This window comes from Effusibacillus lacus, assembly GCF_002335525.1.
Taxonomy (GTDB): Bacteria; Bacillota; Bacilli; order Tumebacillales; family Effusibacillaceae; genus Effusibacillus; species Effusibacillus lacus.
On sequence record NZ_BDUF01000121.1, the window covers coordinates 56,349 to 74,430 of the forward strand.

General features: G+C 42.0%; 14 protein-coding genes. All 14 read right to left on the reverse strand.

Going from position 1 to position 18,082, the window contains the following annotated elements; all coding sequences use genetic code 11:
* Window positions 1-2 precede the first annotated feature (2 nt).
* The 14 genes from EFBL_RS19910 to EFBL_RS19975 all read right to left on the reverse strand — a co-directional run bounded on the left by EFBL_RS19910 (window position 3) and on the right by EFBL_RS19975 (window position 17,569).
* Entirely contained in the window at window positions 3-1,400 is a 1,398-nt protein-coding gene (locus tag EFBL_RS19910; RefSeq protein WP_096184459.1) for a hypothetical protein, read from the reverse strand.
* A 2-nt stretch (window positions 1,401-1,402) separates the two neighbouring features.
* Window positions 1,403-2,425: an NAD-dependent epimerase gene (locus tag EFBL_RS19915; protein WP_096184462.1), complete on the reverse strand. Its 1,023-nt coding sequence runs from the start codon at window positions 2,423-2,425 to the stop codon at window positions 1,403-1,405.
* A 32-nt stretch (window positions 2,426-2,457) separates the two neighbouring features.
* Entirely contained in the window at window positions 2,458-4,410 is a 1,953-nt protein-coding gene (gene asnB, locus EFBL_RS19920; protein WP_096184464.1) for an asparagine synthase (glutamine-hydrolyzing), read from the reverse strand.
* A gap of 7 nt (window positions 4,411-4,417) precedes the next feature.
* A complete protein-coding gene (locus EFBL_RS19925) occupies window positions 4,418-5,566 on the reverse strand; it encodes a glycosyltransferase family 4 protein (RefSeq protein WP_096184465.1) in 1,149 nt (382 codons plus the stop codon).
* Window positions 5,563-6,684 (reverse strand): glycosyltransferase, encoded by a 1,122-nt coding sequence (locus tag EFBL_RS19930; protein ID WP_096184467.1) that lies wholly within the window; start codon window positions 6,682-6,684, stop codon window positions 5,563-5,565. Before EFBL_RS19930 ends, EFBL_RS19925 begins: the two co-directional genes overlap by 4 nt.
* 1 nt (window position 6,685) lies before the next feature.
* A complete protein-coding gene (locus tag EFBL_RS19935; RefSeq protein ID WP_096184469.1) occupies window positions 6,686-7,519 on the reverse strand; it encodes a class I SAM-dependent methyltransferase in 834 nt (277 codons plus the stop codon).
* 191 nt (window positions 7,520-7,710) lie between these two features.
* A complete protein-coding gene (locus EFBL_RS21580; RefSeq protein WP_369690115.1) occupies window positions 7,711-7,917 on the reverse strand; it encodes a glycosyltransferase in 207 nt (68 codons plus the stop codon).
* 797 nt (window positions 7,918-8,714) lie between these two features.
* Entirely contained in the window at window positions 8,715-9,512 is a 798-nt protein-coding gene (locus EFBL_RS19945) for a class I SAM-dependent methyltransferase (RefSeq protein WP_096184471.1), read from the reverse strand.
* Window positions 9,509-10,861 carry a murein biosynthesis integral membrane protein MurJ gene (gene murJ, locus EFBL_RS19950; protein WP_096184473.1) on the reverse strand — a complete coding sequence of 451 codons (1,353 nt, stop codon included), beginning with the start codon at window positions 10,859-10,861 and terminating at the stop codon, window positions 9,509-9,511. Before murJ ends, EFBL_RS19945 begins: the two co-directional genes overlap by 4 nt.
* Before the next feature lie 202 nt (window positions 10,862-11,063).
* Window positions 11,064-11,249, reverse strand: a complete 186-nt coding sequence (locus EFBL_RS22035; protein WP_096184475.1) for a hypothetical protein — start codon at window positions 11,247-11,249, stop codon at window positions 11,064-11,066.
* Between the two features lie 5 nt (window positions 11,250-11,254).
* Window positions 11,255-11,353 (reverse strand): hypothetical protein, encoded by a 99-nt coding sequence (locus EFBL_RS21730; RefSeq protein ID WP_096184478.1) that lies wholly within the window; start codon window positions 11,351-11,353, stop codon window positions 11,255-11,257.
* A gap of 36 nt (window positions 11,354-11,389) precedes the next feature.
* Entirely contained in the window at window positions 11,390-13,711 is a 2,322-nt protein-coding gene (locus EFBL_RS19965) for an O-antigen ligase family protein (RefSeq protein WP_165912600.1), read from the reverse strand.
* 226 nt (window positions 13,712-13,937) lie between these two features.
* On the reverse strand, window positions 13,938-15,389 hold the full coding sequence (locus tag EFBL_RS19970; protein ID WP_165912599.1) for a stalk domain-containing protein: 1,452 nt from the start codon (window positions 15,387-15,389) through the stop codon (window positions 13,938-13,940).
* A 101-nt stretch (window positions 15,390-15,490) separates the two neighbouring features.
* Window positions 15,491-17,569, reverse strand: coding sequence for a stalk domain-containing protein (locus tag EFBL_RS19975; RefSeq protein WP_165912598.1), 2,079 nt, complete (start codon window positions 17,567-17,569; stop codon window positions 15,491-15,493).
* Window positions 17,570-18,082: the final 513 nt, after the last annotated feature.

Below are 18,082 nucleotides of genomic sequence, written 5' to 3' on the forward strand. Positions count from 1 at the left end.
CATCACTCCCGGTTCAAATACTGGTATTCATTTTTGATAAAAGACAACAGCCCAGCGAATCCGACGGCTGCAATCAACATTAGAAATCCATATCGCATTCTGTACAAAGTACCTACATTTGGAATCGTATAACTGTATATCAGGATCATAACGCAGCTAAATATAAGGACAATCCAAAATTCTGTACGTCGTCCCCAACGAGCGATTGCAATTGGAAATGCCATTAGCGAAATGTAAATGCCTATCATTTCGAACATCGACAATCGCCGCATCATCGTATTAGATTCCAAGCTCCCTCCCTCAAACCATTGACTTGGAAACGGAGCCAAAAAGCCGATTTGAATAGCTCTCGGAAGATACAAGATCATGTCTTTTACGCTGTGAAAACTGATTTCCATATCTATATTGCTGGCCGCAGACGGGTACCCTCTAAGAAAATCCTCCCTTGTTACTGCAAGGGAATACACTTTGCTTTCCAGAGCACTAGGCATCCACCCCGTCGCTTGCCAATGATTGTCTGGTACGGTCTTTTTTTGCATATCTTCTGCAACCGGCACTTTCTTATCTTCTGCAACCGGTACTTTCTTATCTTCTGCAACCGGTACCTGTTTCACAATACCGGTTTGCGCCAGCGGGGAGATTCCAATCACCAGACTCCACATCAACAAGATTCCGGATACCGCCCGCTCCCATGGCCAGTCTGTCTGGATCGCCCTAAGAAAAAAGATGAATGTCAGAAAAATGCTTAATAATACCGCCGTACCCTGCAGCATTTGTGTTCCATATGGGCGGACAACCCAAACCAAGAAACTTCCGGTCATTATCCATAGTACAACTCGTAAAACGAACCAGAAATTCCATCGGTCTTTCATCTGCGCCAACCGTATCCATCCATAAACAAACAAAAAGCATCCTAATATGGAATATCCATCCTTGTGGATTTGCGTATACCAGGTAGCTGCGGACGGATACATCACGAATGGAAGAACGCACCATAAAGCATAACGATCGACAGACACAAAAACCTTGACAATACGTAACAGAACTACTCCGGCTGTTGCATGCAGCGCTGCATGAATCGGAACCAATGTCCACGGTTCGGGTATTGTTAAGGCATAGACAATCGCCGCAATTCCAGCAGGAGCTTGTCCATCAGGCCTCAGTTCCCACTCGGACCATCCGTGAATCAGAATTCTTTGTGCAAGATCAGCAGCGATACGATGAAAAGTTAGCCAATCTCCTCCAACCAGAAGTCCGTTGCCCGAATGCCAGGCTGGAAACAGATAGGGCAAAACAACCAACTGAACCAGCAGGGCTACTATCATCGAATATACAAAGAACAGGAACCAGATTTTCAGCAGAACTGAAACCTCCTGCCTTTTCGAAAAAACACTCAACATGTCTATTTCACCCCGTAGTAATCACGATACCAGTCGACAAAACGTCCAATCCCTGTTTCAATTGAGGTATTCGGTTGAAAATTCACTTCCCGCATCAGATCGTCAACATCCGCATACGTTTCCGGGACATCCCCTGCCTGCAAGGGAAGAAATTCTTTTTTCGCCTCTCGTCCCAATTTTTCTTCGAGTACCGAAATAAAATGTAACAGTTCAACCGGTCTGTTATTTCCAATATTGTAGATTTTATAAGGTGCATAGCTTGTCCCCGGATCCGGATTGTCCCCACTCCATTCCAAATTCGGCTCAGGCTTTCTGTTGACCAGTCTTATAATCCCTTCCACAATATCATCAATATAGGTAAAATCTCTTTTCATTTTTCCGTGATTAAACACTTTAATAGGTTCACCGGAAAGAATAGCCTTTGTAAACAAGAATAATGCCATATCCGGTCGTCCCCACGGACCGTATACCGTAAAGAACCGCAGCCCTGTTGTCGGCAGCCCATACAAATGGCTGTAGGTATGCGCCATCAGTTCATTTGCTTTTTTCGTCGCTGCATACAGACTTACTGGATGATCCACATTATGATGAACCGAAAACGGCATTTTTGTATTAGCTCCATATACGGAACTTGAGGATGCATAAATCAGATGCTCCACTTGGTTATGTCGGCACGCTTCGAGAATATTCATAAAACCGACGATGTTTGCATCAATGTAAGCATGCGGATTAACCAGACTGTAACGAACCCCCGCCTGGGCAGCCAGATTCACCACAACTGAAATAGAATTCTCGGCAAACATCTGATTGATTGTTTGACGATCTTCCAAGGAACCGCGTATAAACGAAAAACCGGAAATCTCTTGCAGTTGCTTCAGACGGGCTTCTTTTAACGATACTGCATAGTAATCGTTCAGATTATCCAACCCGATAACATTATAACCTTCCGCCAACAATCTCTTTGACAAATGAAATCCAATAAATCCCGCACTTCCGGTAACCAAAATCTGCTTACGCTTGGTCATCGTTCCACTCCTTTCATTTCCTGGCAAACATTCTACTGCTGCTCAAGCCAAGCCTGGAACATCAATACATCCCATAAATAGTACTGCCAATTGCGCTTTCCAGACTGATGTTCTGCCCATTTTTGCCGGATCGGAACCGGGTTGAAAAACCCTTCCCGTCTCAGCCTTTCTTCGTCCAGCAATTGTTCTGCCCATTGACGCAGGGGGCCGCGCAGCCAAGTATCGATCGGCACACCAAATCCCATCTTCGGACGTTCGATCAATTCTTTCGGCACATATTTATATAACACCTGACGCAGCAACCATTTCCCCTGATCGTTCCGGATCTTCATCGCCAAAGGAAGCGTCCAGGCAAACTCCACAATGCGGTGATCAAGCATCGGAACCCGTGACTCCAGACTAACACCCATGCTGGCTCTGTCCACTTTCACCAGGATGTCATCCGGCAAATAGGTCATCATATCCAGATACATCATTCGCTGCGTAAAGTCAGGAAGATGCGCCCATGATTGCTGCTCATTCAGCACTGTCTTAGGCTCAACCGTATCCAATACGACCGCCGTTGGGTTTTTCCAATGGGAAACAAGATCCCGATACATTGCTTCCGGACTTTCCACCGCCAGTATATCTGCCAGTTTGTGGAGTTTGTCACCCGGCAACTGCAGCTTGAATCTATTCGGTACGAGAGGAGCAACCGCTGCATACAAGGAATTCCAGGTTTGCGGAGAGAGTACAGTGAGGCCGCGAGCCGCCAATTGCCTGAACGGTTTGGGAATGGAGCCAATCTTGCTCCATATGTTTCGGCCCCAAAAATACCGATTGTATCCCCCAAACAACTCATCTCCGCCATCGCCGGAAAGACTGACAGTAACATGCTGTCTGGCCAGCTGCGATACCAGAAAAGTGGGAATTTGGGATGAATCGGAAAATGGTTCATCGTACAAAACGGGAAGTCTCGGGATCACATCCATCGCCTGTTCAAGAGACACATATAATTCTGTATGGTCAGTTCCAAGATGTCTGGCGACAGCCTTGGCATGCTCTGCTTCGTTATAACCTTCCTCATGAAATCCGATTGTAAAAGTTTTGACCGGTTGTCGGCTTAACGACTGCATCACCGCCACCACAGTAGAGGAATCAATCCCGCCGGAAAGAAACGCCCCGAGAGGAACATCTGCCACCATCTGTTGGCCCACGGAATCCCGCAGAAGCTGATCCAGACGGTTCACCGCTTCTGATTCGGAACCGCCAAACAAATTTTCCACTCCCTTTTCGGCCGCCTCTCTGACCGTCCAGAACGGAACAGGAGTTAATTCTGAATCAGGAAACATGGATCGGAAAGTTAAAATCGTTCCCGGCAGAAGTTTAAAGATTCCCCGATAAATCGAATAGGGAGCCGGAATATAGTTATGGCGCATGTAAAGCGCCAATGCCTTACGGTCAATCTCGCTCCTGAAATCGGGGTGATTTCGCAATGCCTTCAATTCTGAAGCAAACATAAAAGAATTACCGATTCGACCATAGAATAACGGTTTTTCCCCCATCCGGTCACGCCCCAGAATCAGCATTCGTTCCTGTCGATCCCATAGTGCGAACGCAAACATGCCGACGAATTTCTTTATCGCCGGCTCAACTCCAAACTGTTCAATTGCAGCTAACATTACTTCCGTATCCGAATGACCGCGGAATGAATAACCACTACGTTGCAATTCCTCTCTTAATATACAGAAATTATAGATTTCTCCGTTAAAAACAATTACATATCGTCCGCTTGGGGATACCATGGGCTGATGGCCCTCTGGAGAAAGGTCAACAATGGACAAACGCCGGTGAGCGAGAGCAATCCCTGCTTCAGCATCCACCCATATTCCTGAATCATCAGGCCCTCGATGAACAATCGATTCCCCCATTTTGATTGCTTGTTGTTGCAATTCGTCTGTTGTTAATCTCGATTGAATCGAAATAAACCCTGCTATACCGCACATGTGCTCATCATTCCTCTTTTTTTCGTATGTTCAGAATGTGTTCGTAAAGCAGTTCATATTCCCTTACAATGGACGAAAGAGAAAAACATTCCTCAATCCTTTTTCGGGCTTTTCTCCCTAATTCCCGGCGCTGCTCTGCCCCCATTTCGATCAGTTCTTTGCAGGCGGCTGCCAACGCTAGCGGATTTTGGGGAGGAACTACACGTCCGGTGTTACTGACGATCCATGCGGAATCGCCCACATCGGTCACAACACATGGAACCCCGCAGGACATGGCTTCTCCCACGACATTCGGAAAACCTTCGGCTATTGAAGAGGATACGGCTATATCCAAAGCGCCTATTATCTCCGCAATATCGCTTCGTTCTCCTAATAAATGAAATTTTTCTTTTTTGCCTATCTTGTCCATCTGTTGCATCAATTCACTATTTTTCCTATCAACATTTGTTCCAACCAATACAAATTCAACATTCTCCATATCCTGAAGCAGCATTTTTGCAGCTTGCAAAAAATTTAAATGATCTTTCATAGGATGATAGCGCGCAATGAGTCCAATCATAATGGATTGATCAGAAACTCCCAATTCTATACGTATTTTGTTTCCTACCTCCTGAGTGGGAAAAAACCGATCCACGTCAAACCCATTGGGGATAATAACCCGCTTATTCCTACAAAACCCTATTTTTTCATGGTGTTCTGCGCTAGCACTTGAATTGTTCACAATTCTGACAGGAAATCTAGACATCTTGGCACTAAGCTTAATTACTGCTGCTGTAGTCGGTTTTTCATCTTTCAAACTATAAAGCGATTGCCGAATGTTCCAGATCACCGGTATTCTTTTTAAAAAAAAGAGCGCCGACAGTTGGGCAGCCAAGTTCCCATGGTACATCCAACCCTGTATCAGATCTGGATTCAACCGACGCACTGTTCTCATCAACTTCCACAGCGCTCCCAGCGAAGGTACACCGGATTTCATTCCAACCGAATGGACCGGAATTCCCAACGCTTTGATCCGCTCTCCCAGCGTCCCTTCGTCAATCAAAGAAATGACTGCCTGATCAAACTTCCTGCGATCCATTCCGGAAAGCAGTTTGTAAAGCATCATTTCCGCACCGCCTGTATTGAGGCCAGTAATGATATGCACAACCTTTGTCATAGCAATCTCCTTAGCGCTTCTACTGTCCTCTGAAATAGAATTTCGGATGAAAACTCACTGACGATTCTTTCGCGAACTTTTCGGCTGATGTCTGCTCGATTCCCGTCCAGCCGATTCAGCATGGCTTTCAAACCTTCTGCAAGCTGATCCGGGCTTTTCGGAGGAACCACCACACCTGTATCGCCAACAATTCTTGCGGAATCCCCAACTTCTGTCACCACACATGGGACTCCACAAGCCATGGCTTCACCAATAACATTAGGAAATCCTTCACCGTAGGATGACAATGTCAGGATATCCAATGCATTATACACAGCCGACATGTCGTTGACATTGCCGATCCATAACAGGTGTTTGGACAACCCCAATGTTTCCGCTTCTTCTTGCAGTTGCCGTTTATAATCTAGCGGTCCTTCCCCGACACAAACAAACCGCACATTGGTTATTTCCTTTACAAGCAGAGTCGCCGCTTTTAAGAAAGTGGAATGATCTTTCATCGGATCCAAGCGTCCGACCATACCGATCAACGTCTCATCTTCTGAAATTCCCCAAACCCTACGCATTTGGTTCTTACTTTCAAGGTCAAGTCCAAACTGTTCCATATTAATGCCATTAGGTACTACGATCATTTTCTGTGCAGGAAACCCCTGTTTAATCGAATATTCCATCCCTGCATATGAGTTTGCGATTATCAAATCAGCGAACCGGGAAAGCTTGCATTCAATCTTATATAACGTTTTAATCAGCCAATCATATTTCTCAAGATCCATAAACGAAGCTCGGACTCCCCAGACCATTTTGACCTTCGGAAATATAGGTTTCAATAACACAGTCAAAATGTTCGGAACCCCTAGATATCCATGTAGAATATCCGGTTGAAAAGCACGAATCGTTTGGATCAACTTCATAAAAAAACCAACCAGATCCCATCGACCGCGTTTTTCTAAAACAATCACCTGGATGCCTACTTCGTGCAATTCTGCTTGAAGCGGCCCGCCTGGATAAAACACCGTCACGCCAACGTTTAAACCTTTTTGATGAAGGCCTTTGGCCAAGGTGACCAATTGACGTTCTGCACCGCCGAACTGGAGAGATCGAATTAGAAATAGTATTTTCATTTTAATTTAAATCCTTTTTAATAAAAACATATTCATTACAACCAAGACCACCACCACAGGTCACCAGTTTAGCTAATCCAAAACCGCTCTTCTTATAAAATTCAAATATTTCTTCAGGCTTTGCTACTTCAAAAGGATATCCACCTACCCAATCTACCACATCATACCATGGTGACATACCTCGTTTTTTACTATAATTCCTCCATGAATACATTGGTTTTCCTGATGCCAAATCACGAATAATAGTAGGAGCCCATAGACGAAATAAACACAGACTAACAATCCATAATTTTATAAAATTAGGCGATTTATTATACAACTCCTTAATCGTTTTCCAATATTTACTTTTTCGACCTTGATCATTGTATATTGCAATATATAACTTTCCTTCATCAGCAACATTGGTACAAATGTTTTCCAATGCCTTCCACATATCTCCTGTGTGATGCAGTACACCCCAAGAATACACGATGTCAAACTCCCCGAGTTCACTTAAATATTTTTTATTTAAGACGTCACCTTCTTCAACAATCCAATTATGATCATCACTGAAATATCTGCGTTTTAGTTCTTTCGTACAAGCTACCGAATTCGGATCGTAATCAAAAGAATAGACACGTGCACCCAACCTTCTTGCAGCAAGACTAAACAGACCACTCCCTGATCCAATATCTAGAAATCTCTTACCTTCTAAATTCTCAATTTCCAGCATGTTTTTTAATGATTGTTCGGCTTGAAGTATACGCTCGTTATCCAATACTTGCAAAAAATTACCCCAGTTTTCCCCAAACTCAAAACGTTTACTTTCAGTTACTTCTTTTTCATATCGACTCATATTAATCTCCTCTCAATAACTCGACATTTTGTATTTTCTCGCAAATCTGTTATCTGCGGGAGTTGCTCTTTCTTCATGACTGGGGATCACTTCATGGATGGTCGCTCCTCAATACATTCCGAATAACATCTTCCCACATGTTCTTTACATTTTGCAGACTGAAACGTTCCCGCACATTGACGGCTATTCTCCTAGTCGTTTTCTTTCATCAGGGTTAATGAAAAGCCGTCCCTTGGCGGTGGCCAATTCATCCACATCTTCAGGCGGAACCAAAATTCCGTCGATTTCATGGCGAATGATTTCACGGGACCACTTGGACAATCTGTTGATATCACCTGCAGGCCGCATGCCATTGCCTCCAGCAGTGCATTAGGAAATCCCTCGTATCGTGAAGACATTACAAACAAATCGGCACGGCACACAGAATTGCCGCCGGATTTTTCAACCTTCCCGGCAGATTTACTCGTGACTGTAACCCCAAGGAAGTCACTTGCTTTTTTAAAAGCCAAGCGCAGCGTTACCCTCTCCAATTATTGTTAAAGACAGTTTGGATATTTTCGGTACATTTTACGATAGCTTGCAGCAGGAGACCAAATACTTTTTGTCTCAAAAGTCTCCCCATTGCCACTATATTGAATTTATCGATGGTAAGACGGTTGATATCCGTAGCTTTTGAAGGCAAGATAACAATCGGGTTGGGTACAACACAGGACGGTACATTTTGAAAATATTCCGAACCCACTAATGTACTTTGTTAGACTGAACAATTAAGCCAGATGCGAATGGATAGGTAAGCTTCCTCAGCAACCCCTAACTCCTTCCGACAGCATGTTGTTCTGTATCTGTTCGTTCCGATGTAATTATAGGAATCTGTAATCCATAGTTTGCCATCAACGTCAATACATTCATCTTATCCACAAAACTGATAACCACGTCCGATTGAGAGTTGCCTATAGCCTGCCTCAAATTTACAAGTCGATTATAATTATTTTTTAACGCTTGCCAAAGATTCTTTGAAGAATTCGTTAAAGCCAAACCTATCCGTTTTACCTTTGGATGAAGCTCATAGAAATCCGCAGATGAATCTTTCAATGTTATCAAACTTGTTTCTTGCCCATTCTCCCAATAGTTAGCCCAGAATAGACATCACTCGTTCTGCTTACCAAAGGACAGGGAGGATATGATGTTGTTATTTTCATAGCTTTTTGCCAAAACAATAAATATATGGTGCAGTCCACCGATTAGGTTTAAAAATCGGTATCAACCCCTCAACTACCCATATTGTTTTACTCACCCAAAACTGAATTCCGACAAGTATTTTATAAAAATATTTATTTTTTAAATCACCGAAGTTTAAAACACCAAGATTAATAAACAGAAAATATTCGCAGTCTTTTAGCGTAAAACCACTTTTTTCATGAGCAAGAGCAAGAGCTTCGCGATCTAACGGTACATGAATATCAAATATTGGTCGGTTCACAATTTTTTGTAATTCCCCTGTAATTCCATTTAAATTCGGAATAATAGTAATGATTATTCCTCCTGGTTTCAAGAATTTAGAAAATGCTTGAAGACAATCAGATGTATCTTCAAAATGTTCGACAACCCCAAAAGAAACAACAACATCGTATGCTTCCAACATGTAATCCGGAGGCGAAAAAAAATCTGCCCATACTATCTCACCTTCTACACTCTCATTTGCTAATATTTTTCTAGCTTGGTCGCAACCTCTCTCTGAGTAATCTAACCCAGTTATTTTAAACCCATATTCCTTTGCAAAATATGGTAGCCACCTTGAGTTGGCACAACCTATTTCCAATAACTTCAAATTGTAAGTAGTAGTATCTGAAAATATTTTATTGAACAATTCATGAAAATTCTTGTCAACGTAATTATTTAGTCCTCTTTGATTGGGATTCACTGCTTTCGGTAAATTATTTGTTTCCCAAATACTATCCCAATAGTGCTTTCCTGCTTTATCCTTATTCATCATATATTTCCCGCCGTCCTCCGCAATAACTTTAATAACATACTCAAAAGATATATGAATGAAACGAGGTAAACTACTGATGTGGATAATGCAATTCCTGCTATACCCATCCAATTCATGAATAAATAGTTAAAGACAATATTCAAGATGAGGCTGATAATAGCCCCTTTCATAAGTATTTGGTTTGCCTTAAATGCTGATATGAGTCGGACCATTACAATACCTAAAATATAAAAAGGTATTTGTAAAAAATACATTGCTTGGACATTAGCAACCATTCGAGTATCCTCATTTGTAAAAGCTCCTCTTTCGTAAAGTAATTCCACCAATGAATCAGAGAAATATATAAGAATTATTGTAAGGGGGATGGATATACCAATAACGATTTTTGCATACAACATTAATGTACTTTTAATACCCGTCCAATTATTTGACGCTACCATTTTCGAAAAATATGGTAGTACAACTATGCTAATAACTGTAGAACAAGTAGAAAGTATTGCAGCAACTATTTTATTTCCATAATTTAACACCGAAACACTACCAGAGTTCAACATAGTTGCCATCGATTGATCTATTATTCCTGTACTTCCCATTAAGAATGCTCCCGCAATCATCGGAAGATACTGGGTAATCACTTGCTTGGTTGCGGTATTAGTCCCGTACCATTTTGGTCTTAAAGACAGTCGTTGCTGTTTAAGTCCAAACCCTAAAAACATCACTTCAAATAGAGAGCCTACTATAGTCCCCAGTGCCAGAGTATATATTCCCCACTCACTTCCAAAGAATATAATAATTGCAACTGTTACTAAAGGGGTTAAAATTGGCACTAAAGAAGATAGTACAAAACGTTCAGACGCATTAAGAACAGCAGCCCAAATGGTGGTTACTCCTGTAATTGCTATCGTTGGAAGCAAGAAATAAAAAATGTTTTGCGTTAATGCAAGTTTTTCTCGCGTGAATCCCGAACCAATAATCGATAATATATATGGAGCAGAAATTCCTAATACTAATGTAACAAATACTAGTAACAAGAAGCTTAATACTACAACATTGGAGAAGAGTTTTTGTACCTCGGCTCGATTCTCACTTTCCTGCACTTGAATATACGTCGGTATTAACGCTGCATTAAACGATCCTGCTATCAAATTAACGGCAAATGCCGGTATCGTATATGCAATTAGATAGGCATCTAAAACATCACTAGTTCCAAAATGATAAGCAATTACTAGTTCCTTAATAAATAAAGCAATCTTTATCCCCACAGTTAAAATTCCTACGACTAAGCTAGTATCAAACATCCTTCTCAGGATGGATTTTTGACGCCATTTTTCCCAATTAAATAGGAACATTATACCCACTCCGACATAATCGATGTTTGCTCTGTAAAAATCTTTCGGATCATAAAAATTTCGGCGATCAGTATTGTTCCCTTCATTTTATTTTTAAATAGCAATATCAATATTTTTATAATCTTCCCATTCCGTGGTCAGTACTATCCCATCACAATTTTCAATTGCTGAATAAACATCTTCGTTGTACTATATTTCAATCTCAGCCAATTCGTTTCTTGCATTTGGAATCGCAATACCTTGTATAAGCGTTGCCATTTGGCTTCGGCGGAGTTCCAATAGCTATTAAAATGATTTCCGCTTGTTCCACTGCTTGTATTGTATCTGTAGTAAAGACAATTTTATTTTTGGCTTCCTTGAGCAAAGATTCTATGTCTTGCTCGTGAATGGGACTTAATCCTTATCAACAGCATACACATCATGCCCCAGATAGGTTAATGACACTGCTGTTGTCAGACCCTCATACCCTGTTCCAATAACAGCTACACACATTTTTATACTTCCCTTCTGGACTAAAAACTTACAGTGTTACTTAACGAGCGGCTCTACTTTGATCAAAGACTGATAGTATTTCTCCAATTCTTTTTTCTTCCCCGATAAGTCCTTGACTTCCGTTTCATTAATAGGTTGTCCTTTCTTCTGATTAACTGCATTTAAAAGTAATTTTGACTGTTCAATTATTGCTTCATTCTTTTTATCATTGGAAGTTACTATTGGAGCAAGGATTCCCGAAATCTGCTCATATTTACCAAGATAAAATGCAGATTCGGCCGCTGCCAATCTACTTGCTGGCGATAAATCATAAGAAAATTCTATTCGCAACACTTTAGGCAAAGATTCAAACTTTTGGATTTTATTCACTGCATCTTGGTATGCAAGCCATCCATTCTCAAAATGGCGCTTTGCTTGGTTTTTGTTTTTATCGTATAATTGTGCTCCAACATTTTTGCTATTAATAATATACAGGTCTGTTGCCTGTGAGTTATATTTCCCATTCTTCCAGGCTTGCCGAAAAAGTTCAAGAGCCTTCAAGCCCTCTCCGTGTTTAGCAAGATAGGAGGCGCCCAAAATGCTCGTATTTGTGTCAAAAGGACTCATTGACACCGCTTTGCTGGCAGCTTCAATAACTTTGGTGCTTTTTGCTTTGTCCGATGAATTGACTGCAAGTGTGTCATTTAAAAACTTGGCCTTTGCCATCCAGAGGCCAGAACGATAAGGGGCCAACACAATTCCTGTTTCAGCTTGCTTCAACCCTTCTTCAGGATTAATTCCGCCGATGCTAATCTTTTTTAATATCTGTTCTGAGATCGCATAGCCCGTTATGCTCACCAAGCAAATCAGTGAAAGAATCGGAACAACAATCCACAACTTGTCTGTTTTTGTTGATCGTGAAAGAATCTGACCAATTGTACCTTGTGACTTTACTGCTAAAGGCCCAATCGCCAGCCCCATCAAAGTCCAAAGCAAATAATTCATTGTACCATATGCCATGTCAAAATCGATAAAAGAATGGCCAATTAACCCTACGATACCTAGAACCAGGAAAAAAGTAATCCGTCTCTCTTCAATAGCAATATTTTTCCATGAGGAGACCATCTCACGAAAACAGACGGTAATAAAACCAAGCCAAATTATCGCCCCTACAATTCCTGTATCCAGTACAATATCGACCCAATATCCATGTGCTTGACGACTAACATAGGGATAAGACTGGAAACTTTGATATGTTTCCTTCCAAGTTTGAAACCCGTTCCCGAATATCGGATTTTCAAGAAATGCTGCAAAAGCATCCTTGTAAAATACAAATCTTTGCACTAATGAAGATTGCTCAAACATGGAATAAAGCTTGGTCAACAAACTATTTGATACAAATGCAACCCCCAACATAACTGCTAATAAGATCAATCCTATAATAATCCATCTTACCGTTTTGTATATTTCTACATGAACTCGTTTGCGAATCAAATCAAATATTGCAGAAAATGCACCAGTGATAACAGAAGCAAGTAACAAAACCGCCCAACCAATAATTTGATTTTGGCTCTTAATCGCATCTCCCAGCCAGTCCGCAGCAAAAAGCAATGGCAGAGCTGGTAAAATCGTATATCCAACAGAGGTGAATTTTCCCCCTTTTGGCGCAATTAACACAATCAAACCCGCCAACCCTGTCAATACCAGCAATGCCCCACGAGATTGGGTATGAAATATAAATGCCAGCATCATAAATAATCCGGCTGAATATACAAATTTTTCGAGCCTTCTTGTTGAAACAGTCAACAATCCAATAGTTAAAATGTAAATAACCACTACGTAGGAAGCAGCTGTGTTCGGGTATTCAAAAACTGAACTCAAACGACGCGAACCACTTGGATCGTAAATCGCTCCAGCACGTTCTATTAAACCAAAACCGGTAGCAAATCCGTATAAACTAACCAAAATACCCGATGCTGCAAAAACCCGCAAAAAAGATACACGCGAAATTCCTCCAGCAAGCAATATACGAACAAGAACGTAGCTGCCCAGATAGGCTAGTGAGCGGATAATCCCAATAGTTGCATGTTCGTAATTTGCTGGTGAAATGGCTGCGAGTAAATAAGCCAGCGTAATTCCTACAGCAAAATAATCAACCAATGACCATCCGGCAACCTGGATTTTTTTGGTGCTCCACCATATACTGAGTATGATTAATATCGAAAAAAGGTATATAGCCGAATAAGCGAAAGAGGGATGAAAGAACAAACCATTCCAATAAGGAAATACAAGGAAGATAGCTGATAACAGGATAAATCCCAATCTGAAACTCATGTCAGGATTGTGATAACTTTGCTGTTTCTCTAAAGACTCACCCATATAAGTCCTCCTATATTCTCCCATTAAGTTACATAACCATTCTAGCAATACTTTCGACAAAATGCGATAGAACTCGTTAGAAGAGTAAACAAAATATAACCTGCTGAGAAGAATTCATCAAATTGAAAGAGAATATGCACAAATCAGCACTTCCCCAACGTATCTTTTGCAATAAATCAAAACAGGCTGCTGAGATTCTCAACAGCCTTATCGGAAATTAGAGGTTTTATTTAACACTATACACCCAAGGCTTTTCTAAAACCATAACCATCAATTCATGCTGGGTAGTCAATTCGAGCATTTGCTGTTTGATTTGTTCAACGTTTAATTGTGCCGCCATCACTTCATCTTCGATAGCCATGCCACGATCAAACTTGACTTGAGTTACTGCTCTGAGTTGTTTTGCTTCCTGGAATTTGTCTTGCAAAACGTCATACTGGTCTTCCAACTGTTTGATAGTATAATAGGAGGATTTGACTAATTTTGTTAATTGATCTTTAGTATCCACAACTGTATTTGTTGATTTATCCAGCAAAATCTTTGTCGTTTCATAAGTTTCGGGGTTACTAGCATCGTTGAATGTAAATAAATTTAGTTTATTCTGATTCAGCTTGACCTGCTGTTCGGCCATCCATACACTTGGACTTTCGGATACCAAACGATTTGCATAAACATCCAAGTCTTTAATATCCACTTTTTTCATTTCAGGAACGTCAGTCAGTGTCATTTTGGTATCAATGGGCAACCCCAGTAATTGGTTCAGGTTCAAATATGCATCATCCAAAGCTTTACTCGCAGCTTCCAGATTTTTTTTTGCAACAGTGTATTCAGTGTTTTTTTGATTGTATTCAATTTGACTGACTAACCCATTTTCATACTTCAGACTGAATAGCCGCGCTTGTGAATCTGCGTTTTGCAAGTACTTTTCTGCAAATTTTTTCTTTTCTTGAGCTTGCAGAACTTTGTTATACGCCTCTTTGACTTTATAGGCTATCGAATCCAGCGTCACTTCATACTGTTTCTTCGCACTTTGCCAGCTGATATCAGCGGATTGCAGACCGAGCAACGCAGCAGTGGCCCGAGGATCTTCTCCTATTGTCGGAGTGTAAATTACGGCATTAGCTGCCTTCTCCCGCAATTTTTCGGTCCGGGTAATATCCGCTTTAGCATTTTTTAAAGAAACACTTTTGAATCTGGCCTTTTCAAAAGCCTGTTGATATGTCAAAGAGTTTAACTCATTCGTATCGGCTGCAGAACGTCTCGTATGAATCTGTACGCTTTGATTCCCTTCGTCCCAATCAACCTTGGCCCCCAAAGCTTCGCTCACAAAACGCACTGGAACCATGGTTCTGTCATTAATAAGCCGGGCTTTTTCGTCCAATTTGATCAAAGAACCGTTTATATCCGCAAACCAGGATCCAATCTGCAATACAATTTGATTGCTTCCTTTTGTCGCTGTTACAGTTTGCGTACCATGATTCCATTCAATTGTCGCACCAAGCGCCTCAAATATATCGCGCAGCGGAACCAAAACCCTGTCATTTATCTTGACCGGCGGCTGGTCATATTTCTGATTTTGGCCGTCAATAAGTATACGAATTTCAGGTTCCGCAGAAACTGTGCTTAAAGTACCAAAAAACACTGATGAAGCAAGTAACCCCGAAATGATTTTTTTCATGTCAAGTTCCCCCTTGATATGGGTACACATGTAAAATAGGTTGGGAAAATTCCCCAACCTATTTTGTACTTTTCTCTCCGGACGGATAAAACTAATCCCGATTACTGTTTTACAGTAACAGTTTGAGTAGCATCATCCCACTCAATTTCAGCACCCAGCGCTTGTGCTACATAGCGAATCGGCAGGAAAGTACGTTCATCTTTCAGTTTAGCAGGTACATCCATGGTGATAGATACACCGTTCACAATCATTACGTTGCTGCCGATAGTCATCTTCACAACACGATCTCCCTTGAGGATCGTTACAGACCAGTCAGCCTGATTCCACAGGACGTTGTCAGAAGATACACCAAGTGCTTCTGCCACGAAACGAACCGGCAGATAGGTGCGTCCACCTTCTTCAAACGCTGCAACATCCATTGCTTTTTCTACACCATTAACCGTATATTTGCTTTGACCAAGCACAAACTGAGCAGTTGCCTTTTGGTCGGAAGGAGCGGGAGTTACAACCTTGGAAGCAATCACACTACCTGCACTGGTATTCGGGAACGGTGTAGCGTTGTTAACAACCGCAGTACCACCGATAGAGAACTTAATATCACCTTCCGGAACAGTACGGTCAACGGTTACTTGAAGTCCGCTAATTTTAATGGCAGAGGCTTTAGAACTTTGTCCGTTAACCGGAATCCGCAATGTCGTATTATTGTTGGCACGAGTTACAGTTCCAAGTTGAATGTCGCCACCTTCAACTTTAACAGTTGGTACATTCGCAAAAGTTACACCTGCCGGAGCATTAAGTTCCAGGTTACCTACCAGCAGACCTTCTTTCTTGCCTTCTGTCAATGTAATATCGCCAACTGCTTGAGCTTGGGAACCAACTTTCACTTCCTTGACATCTGCAGAACCTGACACAACTTTGGTTGCATTAGCAACAACGATGGTTCCTTTAGCACCAGCTGTCCCGCCGATTTCCAACGCAATGTCCCCGGATACATTTGGCGCAACATCAATATTCACATTACTGAGTGCAAGTTCAGCTGCTGACGTACTTGCATTATTTGCAAGCGTGAATGTAACTTCAGTGCTGTCGCTATTCAAGGTACCTACCGCAGTAGCCCAGATGTTATTTCCACTATCAAGAGTTAATGTCGGAGCAGCGCTGAAACGGGTGTTTTCTGGCAGTTTCGCCGTAATCGTTCTGCCCGGGATCAAGCTTCCAGGAATATCTTCTGCAATTGTAACTTTAGCAATTCTCTGAGCGTCCCGACCAGCAGTCACACTCTTTGCAGCTTCTGCTTCGACAGAAATTCCCCAATCGGCATATTTACCGATCACGACATCGCCACTAAGATTACTGGTACCACCAAGGCTTACCGTTACATCTCCTTTGGCCGCTGAAGAACCAACTACTACTTGGGTTGTGAGATCGATAATACCAGGACGGGCTGCAGTGGCAGTGTTAACAGTCAATGTCAATGTTCTGCCGCCAGTCGCCCCTAAAGTTGTAACAATACCGTTGGTATCAGTTTTTGCCGTACCAGCACCCCAAGTATATCCAGACGGCAATGTCAGCGTGATTGTTTCACCAGCCGCCAAATCACCAATTGCATTTTCCACAATGCGAACGGTTCCAAATGAAACTGTGCCAGAACCGCGGGTAGGTGTCGACAAAGCTGTTACTGTAGCTGAACCGCTTGTAAAGTTACCAACTGTATAGTCGCCGCTCGCAATACCAGTTCCCGGCGCAGAAAGATTTACATTGATCGGACCCGAACCAACCGAACTTACTGTAACGGGTGTTGAAATGATAAATTTATCCACATTTACAGCGTCAACAGTTGCAAGCTCAATGTTAACCACACGGCTTGTCACAGCGTAGACACCGGCAGTTACAGTTCCATCCGTCGTTGTCACAACGGGCAAGCCGTTCCATGCTAAACCTTCAGGAAGGGTGAGAACGATAACGTCTCCGTTGGCCAAGTTCCCTTGGACACTTTCGTCAATGCGAATCGAAGCAAGGTTGTAGTTACCGGTTGATGCAATTGAAGGCACAGCGCCCACTACGGAGTTTGATGTTGCAGCACTGGCAACTCCCGAAAAGAACGCAGGTGCCGCCACTCCAGACAACAACGTCGCTGTTGTCAAGACGTTAAGAGCAGTTTTCTTGATTTTTTTGTTCATTACTTTGTTTCTCCTCCTCTTAATACGCAATCTACTGATAGAAGTGTGTTGCTTTGAATGAATGATGACATCTAAATGATATTCGTCCCTACTCAAGCCTGTCACTCTGCACGCCGTGATATGCGATGTCAGAGCCCTCGCCTTGCATCCCGTTCCCTCAGGGTGGTAACACCGGAAGATCACGGGTGCTTTCATTGAGCGCCTGCCCCAGTAGGACAACATCACTCCCTTCAGTGGGAATTTAATCTTGCTACAGTCAATGACTGTATGATTCACGGTCTCACTCTATAACTAATACGACAAGAATCGAGCAATTCCTCTTTACATCTCTTCGATATGTATTGGCAATATTTGAGGGTGATTTCCAATTATCCTATCAAACCATGTGATAGAGAACTTGGTTCACGCATTCATTATACCGACAACGGCTGAGGACGTAAAGCAGCAAAGATTTCTTACTGCCGTACCTTACCCCTGCAACCATATGCACCAGAGTTTAATTTTATACCATTA

Excerpts from the sequence above, each read along its gene's own strand:
- EFBL_RS19935 (WP_096184469.1), bottom strand. The coding sequence starts at position 7,519 with ATGAGTCGATATGAAAAAGAAGTAACTGAAAGTAAACGTTTTGAGTTT.
- EFBL_RS19965 (WP_165912600.1), bottom strand. The coding sequence starts at position 13,711 with ATGGGTGAGTCTTTAGAGAAACAGCAAAGTTATCACAATCCTGACATG.
- EFBL_RS19970 (WP_165912599.1), bottom strand. The coding sequence starts at position 15,389 with ATGAAAAAAATCATTTCGGGGTTACTTGCTTCATCAGTGTTTTTTGGT.
- EFBL_RS21580 (WP_369690115.1), bottom strand. The coding sequence starts at position 7,917 with ATGTCTTCACGATACGAGGGATTTCCTAATGCACTGCTGGAGGCAATG.
- asnB (WP_096184464.1), bottom strand. The coding sequence starts at position 4,410 with ATGTGCGGTATAGCAGGGTTTATTTCGATTCAATCGAGATTAACAACA.
- EFBL_RS19975 (WP_165912598.1), bottom strand. The coding sequence starts at position 17,569 with ATGAACAAAAAAATCAAGAAAACTGCTCTTAACGTCTTGACAACAGCG.
- EFBL_RS19945 (WP_096184471.1), bottom strand. The coding sequence starts at position 9,512 with ATGATGAATAAGGATAAAGCAGGAAAGCACTATTGGGATAGTATTTGG.
- murJ (WP_096184473.1), bottom strand. The coding sequence starts at position 10,861 with ATGTTCCTATTTAATTGGGAAAAATGGCGTCAAAAATCCATCCTGAGA.
- EFBL_RS19915 (WP_096184462.1), bottom strand. The coding sequence starts at position 2,425 with ATGACCAAGCGTAAGCAGATTTTGGTTACCGGAAGTGCGGGATTTATT.
- EFBL_RS21730 (WP_096184478.1), bottom strand. The coding sequence starts at position 11,353 with ATGTGTGTAGCTGTTATTGGAACAGGGTATGAGGGTCTGACAACAGCA.
- EFBL_RS19910 (WP_096184459.1), bottom strand. The coding sequence starts at position 1,400 with ATGTTGAGTGTTTTTTCGAAAAGGCAGGAGGTTTCAGTTCTGCTGAAA.
- EFBL_RS19925 (WP_096184465.1), bottom strand. The coding sequence starts at position 5,566 with ATGACAAAGGTTGTGCATATCATTACTGGCCTCAATACAGGCGGTGCG.
- EFBL_RS19930 (WP_096184467.1), bottom strand. The coding sequence starts at position 6,684 with ATGAAAATACTATTTCTAATTCGATCTCTCCAGTTCGGCGGTGCAGAA.